Origin of the sequence: Allobosea sp. Root483D1, assembly GCF_001429505.1 — a bacterium.
Lineage (GTDB): Bacteria > Pseudomonadota > Alphaproteobacteria > Rhizobiales > Beijerinckiaceae > Allobosea.
Genome location: NZ_LMJW01000023.1, coordinates 241,518 through 254,365, shown reverse-complemented (window position 1 = coordinate 254,365; position 12,848 = coordinate 241,518). Strand labels below are relative to the sequence as shown.

Here is a 12,848-nt window from a genome sequence, read left to right as displayed (position 1 = left end):
ATGGCTGCGCTAGTTGCGTATTCAAAGCAAAAGCCCGACCTCAAGGGGCCGGGCTTTAATCACGCTGCGCGTTGGACACTTCGTTCTCTGGGCACCAGCCCGTCACTTGGCCTTGAGGTTCTCCGCCGATGACTTTCCAGATCGCTTGTCGGCGACGATCTCGTAGGAGATTGCCTGGCCCTCTTGGAGATCCCGCAGACCAGCTCGCTCGACCGCGGAGATGTGCACGAACACATCCTGGCCGCCATCGTCAGGTTGGATAAAGCCGAAACCCTTCGTCGAGTTGAACCACTTCACTGTTCCGGTCGCCATGCTGCTCTCCCTCGTTGCGCCAGCGAGAATGACGGGCGTCCGTTTTGGAGGCAAGTAAAACCGCGCCTGTTACAAATCTCAGTTTTTTTGGCGCAATCGCGCGTCTCAGCGCTTTCACGAAGCTTCGCCTGGACGCGGCGAGGACAAGTCTTGTGTCCACGAAACCAGTCACTTCAGTTGGCTGTCCTTGCTACCGCTGCGATTGACGCCGCCGAATTCCGGGCGACTGTCGATGCCGGATTGGCAATCAACGCAGGTACGAGCACCAGGCATCGCCTTGCGCCTGGCCTCCGGAATCTCCTCGCCGCAAACCTGGCAGTGAGTTTCGCCAGGACCGCTAGGAAGCTTGGCCCGCGCCACTCGCACCGCGTCAGTGATCGAGTCGTCGATCTGATCCTGAACTGCCCCATCGGGGGCCCACCCGCTCGCCATGGCAATGCCCTTGTGCTCTATCTGAATTAATCGAGGACGATGGCATTGGTTCCCCGCTGTCGTTAGACGGCGCCTGAATTTCACGTCGCTGCATCCGCGCCATCGTCGCGGGCGTATATGGCGAATGCCTATGCCTAAAAGCCGCACGCGGGTGGCTTCTGATAAACCGCGGTCCGAAGAGACACCTATCGATCTCGAAACCCACCGCAGGCTACGACGCGATCTCAAGCTCACCACCGAGGATATTGCTCAAATCGATATCCAACTGGCGATCGACGCGGGGCTGCTAAAAAAGGCGAAACACCGCTGAGACGAGAGAAACCCGGCCCGCCAAGGCCGAGCTCGTGAGGCCGTTTTGCAGGTTGATGATGCGATCAGGCGGCCTGGCGCTTGTGCAGGCCTTCCCGGACCTCCTCGATGATCTTTGCGACGAAGGCCGGCAGATCATCCGGCTGGCGCGAGGTGACGACACCCTTGTCTGTAACGACCTCGGCATCCTGCCAATCGGCTCCGGCGTTGATGAGATCCTGCTTAATCGTCTTGTAGGACGTCAGCTTGCGGCCCTTGGCTATGCCGGTGTCGATGAGCAGCCAGGGAGCGTGACAGACTGCCGCGACAACTTTGCCCTGACTGAAGAACTCCTTGATCAGTGCGAGCGCCTTACCGTTGCCGCGCAGGGTATCGGGGTTCATCTGGCCACCCGGGAGGACGATGGCGTCATAAGAGGACGCATCCACCGCATCGAGCGCCTTGTCTACTTTGACCGCGCGCCCCCAGTCCTTCTTGTCCCAGCCCTTGATTTCTCCGCTCTCAGGTGAAGCGACATGCACGGTGGCCCCGGCCTCCTTTAGCTTTGCCTGTGGCACCTCGAGCTCGGACTGCTCGAAGCCGTTTGTTGCGAGAATGAGAATGCTTTTGCCGGCGAGAACGCTCATGGGAGCTCTCCTGTTAGAAGGGGGGTGTTCCTTTCCAACAGAAGACGGCGCGAAGCGTTCCCCGCGGCCCCGAGGAAACACGGTTGCGCGGAAGGTTGCCCGACGTCCTAAAGCCGAGTCTGTGTCAGAGGTCGTGAATGTCGGCGATCCGGACGATTACGGCGAGATCCGGCCACCGCTGGTCAAACCAGGCGGGAGGAGCCGTCAAAGCCTCCAGAAAATCAACGCGATTGCGTCACGGAGGTTGAGCGAGACACCGAAGCGTTCGGCGACCTGCTGCTTATTGCTGGCTTTGGCGCCCATGATGCAGTCGTCCTCTCAATGAACCCGAAAGCGGTTCTAGGCAGGCGGCTGCCAACTAGCCGAATAAGCCCTTATCCATCGGCGGAGCGAGCTCTGGACCTTGGGCGCGCACGACAGCGGACGTTGGATAGCTCCGGTGACCAGAAATATCGGGTTGGCCCCGACGGTGTTTCAGGTTTCAAACCCGATCCAGAATTCACAGCTTGGCAATATCAAACTGGATGGTGCTGACTCCGTGACTAGCGCCGCGATGAACTCCAGGCAAACGCACTGTAAATCCAAAAATTGGGCTCCCCGGCACCGACCGATTGGACCAATTCAGGCAGCGCGCCTCCAACAGGCGCGGCCCATCTTCTTGGCTTCGTAAAGCGCTGTATCAGCCTTGTGCACCAGCGCATCGAGCGAATCCGCGTCGTGCGGATAAATCGCCAGACCGATTGAAAAGGCAACGTCGAGTTGCTTGTTGTTTATCGGGACCGGTTCGACCATCGCCTCCAGCAGCCGCAAGGCCAGGGCAGTCGGGTCGGCGCCGTTTTGCTCGGGCCGGCACAAAACCACGAATTCGTCGCCACCCACCCGGGCCAATACGTGCCGCTCTCCCAAGACCGAACGGACACGCGCAGCGACCGATCGGAGAAGAACATCACCCGCGGCGTGCCCGTAAGTGTCGTTCACGCTCTTGAAATGGTCCAGGTCGAGCCACAAGAGGCCGAACTCGTCGCCGGACGCAGCGGCGATGTCGATGGCCCGTCGAAGCTCGCTGCGGAACAACCGAAGATTCGGCAATCCCGTCAACGCGTCATGGTTTGCAAGATAGGTCATGTGCGCGCGCGCAGCCTTCTCCACCCGGATGTCGCGGATCTCGACCAAGAGTCGCGGGGCGCCGCTGGACAGAATTGGCGTGGCGCTCAGCGCAACATCGACGAGCGCGCCGGTGACCGTCATCAACTGCGCTTCAACTCCCCTGAGGCAGTTATTACCGCGGTCGCTTGTGACTACAGGCTTGGCTATAAAACGCGCCAGGGAGGTGCCTTCGATCTCAGCCTGACCGAGGCCGACCAGTTGCTCGAAGGTCCGGTTTGTGGCGATCACTTTCTGGTTCTCGCACACCACGATTCCGGTCTGTGCTGCCTCGATGATGCTTCGCATCTGGACCGCATCGGCGGATGCCCTGTGAGCGCGCTTGTCGAAGACGATCGCGACCAGACTGAGAGCCACGATCACGGACGCCACGAAGGCGACCGAAAGCCCAAGGAGAAACTCTGACAGGCCACCATCCGAAACAGCGAGGGTGGGGTCCGTCTTGACGACGGCGGCCGCCATCGCCGTGAAATGGAGGCAGCAAACGGCCGCGCCAAATAGCGTTGCGGCAACTAGTCTGTGCCTTCGCCTGTTGGCGAGACGTTCGACGACGATGGCGGCGCCGACCAGCAGGACAGCGGAGCTAACGGAGAGCGCAACTAGAGCTGGCTCCCAAGCGAACGTGCCGGCGAATACCAGCGCTCGCATGCCGGTGAAGTGCATGACAGCAATTGCCGCGCTTAGTACGACGGCGCCGGCGAGAGCGCATGTAAGAGCCGTCGACATCAATAGGGGCACGGCGATGCCGGCGATCACGATGCTTAGCAGCGCGGAGGCGAGCGTCAACGCGATGTCGTAGCTGACGGCAGTCGCGGGGGCGAAGCCGAGCATTGCAACGAAATGAGTGGACCATATGCCGCCGCCTGCCACGCAGGCCGCAATGAGCGACCAGACGTGCCGCGCCCCACCATGCTGCGCACGTGCATGGTTGAGAATGGCAAAAACGGTGAATCCTGAGACGAGCGAGACCAGAACCGCCAGAAGAACGAGCTTGGGATCATGGTCTGTCCGTATGCAATCCAAAATCCGGATGAACATGCGCAGCCTTGCCGTTACAAGCAGTTGACCCCAAGGATCGTCGCCCGGCCATACGACTCGACTTGAAGCTTGACGATAGGGTATCGCAGCGCAGCTGAAGCTTGTCGATCAATGGAATATTGCAGAAATGCACGCAATTTTACATATTTACTTGTAACTGCGTGCTGATGCTGCGATTTACCAAAAATCCTGGATCCGTTTTTCCTTGTGGATCGAATGGCTCTCTGGGCCGATCCTGACGGCGGCAGCATCCGCAGGTTTGTCTGACCGGCCCGGCTTTGCGCCGACTCCCGGCGTGGCACCTGGCAAAATGCATAGGATGCAGGGCACCAAGCGGCCCGCCTCTGCCACCAATTCCGGTTGCACCCATCGCAAACCGTTAACTTCTGCATGCGACCAATTTTCCGGGGGCTGGTAGGGGATGATTTCAATGACGGCGCGCAACAGCGCCAGCGATAAGGGGCGGCTGGGCGCCCTATTGCAGCGTTACCATTTATGGGTTGGTCAAAAACTCGGCCTGCCAGACCTCAACCAAACTGAGGCGGGATTGCTGCGGCGCCTGCAGTCCGAAGTTTTTTCGGCAATCCTACCCCCGGTTCTCATCTCCAACATTGCGGCTGCCGTAGTCACGGCGGCGGTAGCGATTTGGCACGGTTGGGTATTTGCTGCGATAGGGTGGCTCAGTTGCGTCGTCGTAATCGGCGTCGCCGGCTTACGCCGAACTCAGGCACTTGAGACACGCAAGCGTGTCGAACCGCCCTCAGAGCGTTTCACGCGGCGCACGATTATTGATTCCGCCATACTGGCTCTGCCCTGGCTCATCGCCGGGCTCTGGCTCAATCCGGGCCTCGTGCCAGAAATGGAGACGCTGGTCGCAACGATCCTGGCGGGATTGATCTTCGCGGGCATATTTACCATGGCGAGCATGCCCGCTGCCGCATTGACCTTCTCAGGGATGGTAATGATCGGTCGCTTGGCTCAGGTTATCTACACGCCGCTCGATCAGGCACTAAGCAATCTCGCACTTCTCCTTATCTATAGTATCATACTCTTGGTGTCGCTGCGTGCTTTTGCGCGGCTTTATATCGACCGTATTCGCTCCGCGCTCATTGCTTCCACACTCCGGGAAGAGGCGCTCTTACGCGCTGATCGCGAGGAGGACCGCAGGAATTCGGCTGAGGCACATGCGCGCGGCTTCCGCGATGAGGTGGGCGACATCATGAACGCCTTCATGAACTCGGCCGAGCGCATGACCGAGGCAGCGATAATGCTGCGCACCATTGCGGGGGCGACTCATAATTCTCTGACCAGTGCCGTCTCGCGCGTCGCATACGCCAGCGAGGATATTTCGTCCGTCGAGATTTGCTCTCGCCGCCTCGCCGTCAGTGTCGGTCAGATTCGTCGCGAAACCGATACAACGAGCAACCTTGTCGGCGCCGCGGCAGCGGACATCGAGGCGGCCATTGCTATCCGCGCCGAGCTTACCGATGCGGTTCGCGACATCGGTGAGGTCTCGGAGGTGATCCGCGGCATTGCCACGCAAACAAATCTACTCGCCCTCAACGCCACGATAGAGGCGGCCCGGGCCGGCGCTGCAGGGCGGGGCTTTGCAGTCGTCGCGGGGGAGGTGAAGAATCTTGCCGCGCGCACTGCGACTGCAACGCAGGAAATCGGGGTAAGGATAGAAGAGGTCCGAACCGCCACAGAACGGTCCCTGGCCGCCATGCAAAACATCGGTCAGTCGACGGCGGCGATAATCAATGCGACGAGCGGGATTGTACGCGCTGTCGACGAACAGGCCAGTACCATAGACACGATCGCATCTCTCTTGGCACGAGCGATTGCTCAGGCCGAGGGTGCAACAGGGGCGATGAAGCAAGTAGCGTTCGATGCGGAGCGCACGCTGAGCAGCGGTGAAGAGATCGCGAACGCCGCCGCGATGGTTGATGGGGAGGTCACGCGCTTAGGCCAAACTGTAACGCGTTTTTCAGGACAGGTGGCAAGCTAGGCTAGCTCGGCTGAGCGCGTCCAGCATTGGCTTGTAGACGCGCTGGATCGCCAGCGAGGCCGAATAGATCGAAAAGCAGAGCTGGCCGTCGAGCGGCAGGGTCGGGGCGTCGGCAGTGAGCTGGTCGGGCTTGGGCGCATTGATCAGCGGGAAGGCCTGACGATCAGTGCGATCGGCGAGCGCCTCGCACTCGAGCCCAGCACGATCATCCCGGCGGTCAAGCGCCTCAAGGCGGCTGGCTTCCTCAGCCGCCGGCGCAGCACGGTGGATGAGCGCCTGGTCGAGGTCCATCTGACCGCCAAGGGCCACGAGCTGCATCCGAAGACCGGCTGCCTCACCGACGTCCTCCTGCGCCATTCCGGATGCGAAATCCCCCAGATGATTGAGCTCAACAGAAGCATCCAGGCTCTCAGGCAAGGCATGCGAAAGGCGACAGAAGGACAACAGGCGGCGATGGAAGAAGGCCACAGGGAATAGCGGATCTGGCGCGCCTGCGGTCCTACGGCCGCTGGCCTCGATTGCGCAGGGAGTGTCGAAAAGCCTTGCTCATGCTGCATCCGGCCGGTCGCCATGGCAGATCACAGACCGCGTCGACAGCAGTCTCTCGATCTCTTTCTCCGGCAGATGGAGCTCTCGCAGCAGTTCGCGGCTATGCTCCCCGAGTTCCGGCGCGGGCCGCGTCGGCTGAGGCTGGCTGACGCTCCAGCGGGAGGGAACCCGCATGGTGCGGACCGGCCCCTCGGTCGGATGCTCCGACATCTGGAAAAAGCCGGCTTCGGCGAGATGCGGGTCCTTCAGCAAGGAGGAGAGCGTATGCATGCGGGCGTGTGGAATGTCTGCTGCGGCGAGGGCGTCCTCCCATGCCGCCGTCGTCCTGCCGGCGAAGATCTCCGCAACGCTCTTCATGATCTCGCCTGCGTGTCGCGTGCGGCTGGCGTGGCTGGCTAAGCGGATGTCGTCGCGCCAGTCCGCGCGTCCCGTGATCTCGATGAAGCGCTGCCAGTGGCGGTCGGTATAAATGACCACGCAGAGGAAGCCGTCCGCTGTCCGGAACGGGCGGCGCTCGGGTGCGAGCAGGCGCGGATAGCCGCCTTCATCCAGCTGCGGCTCGTAGCTCAGGCCGCCAAGATGGTCGCCGAGCACGAAACTTGCCATGGTCTCCAACATCGGCACGTCGATGCGCTGTCCCTGGCCCGTCCTGTCGCGATGGCGGAGCGCTGCAAGGATCGCAGAAAGAGCATGCAGGCCGACCACGCGATCGGCGATGTTGATCGGCACATAGCGCGGCGTGCCGTCGCCGGCCTCGGCGATAAGGGAGGGCACGGCGCAGAGGCCCTGGACGAGATCGTCATAGGCCGGCTTCGCCGCGTAAGGGCCGTCCTGGCCGAAGCCGAAGGTGCCGACATAGATGATGTCGGGCCGCACCTTCGCCACATCCTCATAGCCGAGCCCGAGCCGCTCCATCGCTTGCGGCCGGATGTTGTAGACCAGCACGTCGGCCGTCTGCGCCAGTTTGAGCGCGACATCGCGGCCGCCGGGCCTCTTCAGGTCGACAGCGATGCTGCGCTTGGAACGGTTGGCATGCATGAACATGCCGCCCATCGCGCCGCTGCGGCTCGGTCCGACCTGCCGGATGAGATCGCCATCCGGCGATTCCAGCTTGATCACGTCGGCGCCCATGTCGCCCATGATCGAGGTGGCGTAAGGGCCCATGAGCACGGAGGTCATGTCGAGGACCCGGACGCCGGCGAGCGGTCCCGTCATCGTGGAAGCTCCGAGCCGCGCGGCGGGTCATAGGCGCATATCGGCGGGGCCTCGTCGTCGAAGCGCTCGCACTGCACCGTCGTGACCTGCCCGCAGCTCCCCTGCGCCAGCCGCGAGGTACCGAGGTCGCGGGTCAGGACGTTCGGATTGCCGTGGACGCAGAGCGGATGGGCCGCGCCGTCATCGAGTGGGTCGTACCAGGCGCCGGTGGAAAGATTGACCACGCTAGGCATCACGCCGTCGCTGAGATGGGCGGCGGCGAGGCAGGCGCCGCGCCCGTTGAACAGGCGCACCAGATCGCCCTCGGCAATGCTGCGCGCGGCGGCATCTTGCGGGTTGAGACGCACGACCTCGCGGCCGCGATGCTTGGCCGCCTGGCTGTAGGCGCCGAAATCGAGCTGGCTGTGCAGCCGCGTCGCCGGCTGGTTGGCGATCAGGGTCAGCGGCGCGGCTTCGTCCGGCTGTTCGGTCGCGGGCAGCCAGCTCGGATGCCCGGGGCAGTCATCATAGCCGAAGCCGGCGATCGTCGCGGACACGAGCTCGATCCGCCCGCTCGGCGTCGGCAGGGCGTTGCGCTCCGGGTCGTCGCGGAAGGCGCGCAGCAGGCCGCCATCGTCCGGAGCGGAGGGGAGGGCGATCTCGCCGCGTTCCCAGAACTCGGCGAAGGACGCGGCGGGCCAACCCTTTTCGGCCAGTGCCGCGCGCGTCGGTTCGTAGAGATGTTCTAGCCAATCGCGCGCCGAGCGCCCCTCGGTGAAGGCCGCTTCGCAACTCATCCGGGCTGCAAGCTCTCGGAAGATCGCGAAATCGTCGCGAGCCTCACCCACAGGCTCGGCCAGGCGCTTCATCGCGATCAGGCGCGGATCGGTCGCGGCAGCGCCGATGTCGTCGCGCTCCAGCGACATCGTCGCCGGCAGCACGATGTCGGCGAAGCGCGCCATCGGCGTCCAGGCGCTCTCATGGCAGATGATGGTGTCGACCCGCGAGAAGGCCTGCCGCAGCCGATTCAGGTCCTGGTGGTGGTGGAACGGGTTGCCACCGGCCCAATAGACCAGCCGGATATCCGGATAGCTGAGCGTCTGGCCGTTATATTCGAACGGGGTGCCCGGCCCGAGCAGCATGTCGGCGATGCGGGCGACCGGGATGAAATCCGTCACGCCGTTCGTGCCCTGCGCCATGGTTGGGATCGGCACGGCGTTTACCCGCCGGCCGGTATGGCCCATCGCGCCGAGCGCATAGTTGTAGCCGCCGCCGGGCAGGCCGATCTGGCCGACCATCGCCGCCAGCACCGCCGCCATCCAAACCGGTTGCTCGCCATATTGCGCGCGCTGCAGGGCATGGGCGACGGTGATCAGGCTGCGCCCGGCGACGAGCCTGTGAGCAATTTCGTGGATCGCCGCGGCATCGATGCCGCTGATCGCCGCTGCCCACTCCGCATCCTTGACGACGTCGTCCGAGGCGCCCGCCAGATAGTCCGCGAACAAGTCGAAGCCGACGCAATAGCGGTCGAGGAAGGCACGGTCGTGCTGGTTCTCGACGAGGAGCGTATGGGCAACGCCGAGCATCAGCGCCACGTCCGTGCCGGGACGGATCGGTAGCCAGAGCGGGCGCGCTTCTTCCGGCATGTCGTCGCGCAAGGGGCTGGCGGACCAGAAGGCGCAGCCGCGGGCGGCGGCGCGCGCCATGGCGTCAGGCTCGACATGGCGGGTAATGCCGCCGCTGGCGATCATCGAGTTCTTCAGCGGCATCCCGCCAAAGGCGAGCACGAAATCGGTGTGCTCGGCGATCTGCTCCCAGGTGACATTGCGCCGCGACAGGTTCTCGAACGGCCCGAGCACATGCGGCAGGATTACCGAGGAGGCGCCGGCGCTGTAGCTGTTGACCGAGCGGACATAGCCGCCGCAGGCGACATTGAAGAAGCGATGGATCTGGCTCTGGGCATGATGGAAACGCCCGGCGCTCGCCCAGCCATAGGAGCCGCCATAGATCGCCTGCGCACCGAAGCTCTGGTGGACACGGGTGATCTCGGCCGCGAGCCGATCGAGCACCTCATCCCAGCCGACGCTGACGAGATCGTTTCGGAAGTCGCGTTCGCGCGGGCCGGGACCGTTCTCCAGCCAGCCACGCCGGACCATCGGCCGCTGGATGCGCGCCTTGTGCCGCAGCACATCGGTGAAGTTGCCGAGGATCGGCGAGGGCGCCGGATCCTCCGGATGCGGCGTCACCACCAGCCTGTCGCCGTCGCGGCGCGCGAAGAAGCTGCCCCAATGGGCGGCGTGGGGAATGCCGCGCGACAGCAGAACCGGGTCGTCCATGCGCAACTCGCCAGGGAGGATGGTGGCGCCTGTGGACGCCAGCCTATTGATGTCGGCGGATATTGCTGGGGCCGTTCACATCAGTCCAATATGCATAGTTGTTGATTTCAAGAATTGCCACTTCTCAGGAGAGCGTCATGGCGCCCGGCCGCCGCCCCAGCAGCGCGACACTCGAACTGCGCCATCTGCGCTACTTCCTCGCCACCGCGGACGAGCTGAATTATGGCCGCGCGGCGGAGCGGCTGCAGATCGCGCAGCCGGGCCTCAGCCAGCAGATCATGAATCTCGAGGAGATCGTCGGCACGCCGCTGTTCGACCGGACGCGGCGCTCGGTGAAGCTGACACTCGCCGGCGAGCTCTTCGCGGAAGAGGCGCGCAAGGCCGTGCAGCAGACCGAGGCGGCGCTGCTGGTGGCGCGCCGAGCCGGGCGCGGCGAAATCGGGCGCATCGCCATCGGCTATGTCAGCTCGGCCGCCTATAGCGGGGCGCTCACCACGATGGTCGGGCAGTTCCGCCAAGCCTATCCGGAGGTCGAGCTCGACATTTCCGAGATGGAGATGATGCAGCAGCTCGGCCAGCTCGACCAGGGCAAGCTCGATATCGGCTTCATCCGCCCGCCCGTGCCGCTGCCGCTCGGCATCGTCTCGACGCCGATCCTGTTCGAGGAGATCATATTGGCCCTGCCGGAGAGTCATCCGTTTGCAGGGCAAGAGCGTGTGCCGCTCTCGGCGCTCAACGGCGACGTCTTCATCATGCCGCGTCATCCGGCCGGCGTCAGCTTCCACGAGCATACGACGTCCGCGTGCCGCGCCGCCGGCTTCTTTCCGCGGCTCGGCCCGCAGGGGCGCGACTTCGTCACCATCGCCAGCATGGTCGCGGTAGGCCTCGGCGTTGCGCTGGTGCCGCAGTCGCTCCGGAGCATCCAGGTTCCCGGCCTGCGCTATCGCGCCATCGCGGGCGAGCCGGTGCTGGCGGAGCTCGCCGTCGCCTACCGCCGCAACGAACCCTCGCCGGTCGCCCGCGCCTTCGCCGCCCATGCTCGCAAGAGTACGCCGGTCAGCAAACCGGTCTGATAACCCCGAATTATTGAAAATGCGCAGACCGCGTATTGGACTGATCTGAATTTTCGGGCCGATAATCGTCGATCATCAGGATCGAGCTGACGGCGATGGACTGGCGCGACCGGGCAGGAAGCCCCTTCATTTGCGAGAAGACGACGGTCAGTGCCCATCGCGGCATGGCAGCGACCAATCATCCCTTGGCGTCCGCTGCCGCCGTCGAGATGCTGGCGGCAGGTGGCAACGCCATCGATGCCGCGGTCTCGGCGCTGTTCACGCTGACCGTGGTTGAGCCGATGATGGTCGGCATCCTCGGCGGCGGCGCGGCGCTGATCCGGCTTGCCGATGGCCGTGAGGTCGTGCTCGACGGCCTGTCGACGGCGCCGGCTGCAGCCCGTCCGGACAGCTTCGAGCCGATCTCCGAGGAATGGCCCGACTATATGGAGACGAAGGGCCGCGCCAACCGGGTCGGGCCCAAGGCCGTCGCAGTTCCGGGCACGCTGAAGGCCTGGTGCGAAGCGGCAGAGCGCTTCGGCCGTCTGCCGCTGCGCGATCTGATCGAGCCGGCGATCCGCCATGCAGAGCGCGGCTTTCGGCTCTCGCCCTATCTCGCGACCTGCATCGCGGAGACCGCGCCCGACCTTGCGCTGGACCTTGCCATCGCTGCGGTCTTCCTGCCCGGCGGGCAGCCGCTCGCCACAGGCGACCTGCTGGTCCAAGCCGATTATGCCGCGACGCTGCGATCGATCGCGGCGCAGGGGCCCGGCGTCGTCTATGGCGGCGAACTCGGCCGCAAGGTCGCGACCTATCTGGAGAGCGTCGGATCGTTCCTGCGCCTTGGCGACCTTGAGTCCTACAAGACCATCGACCGCGAGCCGGTGCGCGGGACCTATCGCGGCGTCGAGATCGTCGGGCCGCCGCCGCCCTGTTCCGGCGGTGTCCAGACCCTGCAGATCCTGAACCTGCTCGAGGCCTGGGATATCGGCCAGCTCGGCTTCGGCACACCCGAGACGCTGCACCTCGTGCTGGAGGCGCTGAAGATCGCGGCGGCCGACCGGCGCGCCGTCACCGCTGATCCTGATTTCGTCGATGTGCCGTCCGCCAGGCTGATCTCCAAGGACTACGCGGCGCTGCGCCGGCCCGAGATCGATCCTGGCCGCGCCGGCAGCTTCGAGGCCCGCATCCTCTCGAACGAGTCGGCCAACACCACCCATGTCACGATCGCTGATGGTGACGGCAACATCGTCACCTCAACGCAGACGATCAACAGCCTGTTCGGTGCGCGGATCATGATCCCCGGCACCGGGATCATCCCCAACAACTACATTTATCTGTTCGATCCGCACCCCGGAAAGGCGCTCTCGCTCCAGCCCGGCAAGCGCATCACCAGCGGCATCACCGCGCTGATCGGCAAGCGCGACGGCCGCCCTATCTTCGCGCTCGGCCTGCCCGGCGCCCATCGCATCCCGGCCTCGGCGATGCAGGCCGTCCTCAATCTCATCGACCACGGCATGACCCCGCAGGAGGCGGCGGAAGCGCCGCGCGTCTTCAGCTGGGGTCAGGAGGCCGAGATCGAGCGCGGCGTGCCGGATGCGGTGCGGGCAACGCTCGCGGCGCTCGGCCATCGCGTCTCGGCTGTCGATCACGTCGCCGGCGGCATGGGGATCATCGGCTTCGAAGCGGATGGCGCCATGACCGGCGCGGCGTGCTGGCGGGCGGATGGCGTGCCGATGGGCGTCGGCGGCGGCGCGGCGCGCGCGGGCACCTCGTTCTGGCCCGACCCCCGCCGGGGCCGAAGCTACTGAACACGCAGAAGCAGTCG

Annotated in this window: 11 protein-coding genes; 5 read left to right on the top strand and 6 right to left on the bottom strand. The window is 64.2% G+C overall.

The annotated features are described in order from the left end of the window. Positions 1-102: 102 nt before the first annotated feature. Together ASE66_RS30240 and ASE66_RS30235 are read right to left on the bottom strand one after the other, a co-directional pair. Positions 103-312, bottom strand: a complete 210-nt coding sequence (locus tag ASE66_RS30240) for a cold-shock protein (RefSeq protein WP_057193679.1) — start codon at positions 310-312, stop codon at positions 103-105. A gap of 168 nt (positions 313-480) precedes the next feature. After that, a complete protein-coding gene (locus ASE66_RS30235) occupies positions 481-744 on the bottom strand; it encodes a DksA/TraR family C4-type zinc finger protein (RefSeq protein WP_057193678.1) in 264 nt (87 codons plus the stop codon). A 130-nt stretch (positions 745-874) separates the two neighbouring features. On the opposite strand from ASE66_RS30235, the gene ASE66_RS32330 reads away from it, so the two are divergent. Then, positions 875-1,054, top strand: coding sequence for a hypothetical protein (locus ASE66_RS32330; RefSeq protein ID WP_156412404.1), 180 nt, complete (start codon positions 875-877; stop codon positions 1,052-1,054). A gap of 64 nt (positions 1,055-1,118) precedes the next feature. On the opposite strand, the gene ASE66_RS30230 is transcribed toward ASE66_RS32330, so the two are convergent. Both ASE66_RS30230 and ASE66_RS30225 read right to left on the bottom strand, forming a co-directional pair. Beyond that, the gene (locus tag ASE66_RS30230) at positions 1,119-1,679 is read right to left on the bottom strand and encodes a type 1 glutamine amidotransferase domain-containing protein (protein WP_057193677.1); all 561 of its coding nucleotides are present in this window, start codon (positions 1,677-1,679) and stop codon (positions 1,119-1,121) included. 621 nt (positions 1,680-2,300) lie between these two features. Next, positions 2,301-3,881 (bottom strand): diguanylate cyclase domain-containing protein, encoded by a 1,581-nt coding sequence (locus ASE66_RS30225; protein WP_057193676.1) that lies wholly within the window; start codon positions 3,879-3,881, stop codon positions 2,301-2,303. Between the two features lie 430 nt (positions 3,882-4,311). Between ASE66_RS30225 and ASE66_RS30220 the strand changes: the two genes are divergently transcribed. Both ASE66_RS30220 and ASE66_RS31755 read left to right on the top strand, forming a co-directional pair. Continuing rightward, positions 4,312-5,889, top strand: a complete 1,578-nt coding sequence (locus ASE66_RS30220) for a methyl-accepting chemotaxis protein (RefSeq protein WP_057193675.1) — start codon at positions 4,312-4,314, stop codon at positions 5,887-5,889. 42 nt (positions 5,890-5,931) lie between these two features. Further along, on the top strand, positions 5,932-6,366 hold the full coding sequence (locus ASE66_RS31755; protein ID WP_082613870.1) for a MarR family transcriptional regulator: 435 nt from the start codon (positions 5,932-5,934) through the stop codon (positions 6,364-6,366). Between the two features lie 69 nt (positions 6,367-6,435). Here ASE66_RS31755 and ASE66_RS30210 read toward each other — a convergent pair whose 3' ends face one another. Beyond that, positions 6,436-7,653, bottom strand: coding sequence for a CaiB/BaiF CoA transferase family protein (locus ASE66_RS30210; RefSeq protein ID WP_057193673.1), 1,218 nt, complete (start codon positions 7,651-7,653; stop codon positions 6,436-6,438). After that, entirely contained in the window at positions 7,650-9,968 is a 2,319-nt protein-coding gene (locus ASE66_RS30205; protein WP_057193672.1) for a molybdopterin guanine dinucleotide-containing S/N-oxide reductase, read from the bottom strand. Before ASE66_RS30205 ends, ASE66_RS30210 begins: the two co-directional genes overlap by 4 nt. Before the next feature lie 137 nt (positions 9,969-10,105). On the opposite strand from ASE66_RS30205, the gene ASE66_RS30200 reads away from it, so the two are divergent. Beyond that, complete coding sequence (locus ASE66_RS30200) at positions 10,106-11,041, top strand: LysR family transcriptional regulator (protein ID WP_057193671.1); 936 nt, start codon at positions 10,106-10,108, stop codon at positions 11,039-11,041. Between the two features lie 95 nt (positions 11,042-11,136). Next, the gene (gene ggt, locus ASE66_RS30195; protein WP_057193670.1) at positions 11,137-12,831 is read left to right on the top strand and encodes a gamma-glutamyltransferase; all 1,695 of its coding nucleotides are present in this window, start codon (positions 11,137-11,139) and stop codon (positions 12,829-12,831) included. The last annotated feature ends 17 nt before the right edge of the window (positions 12,832-12,848 follow it).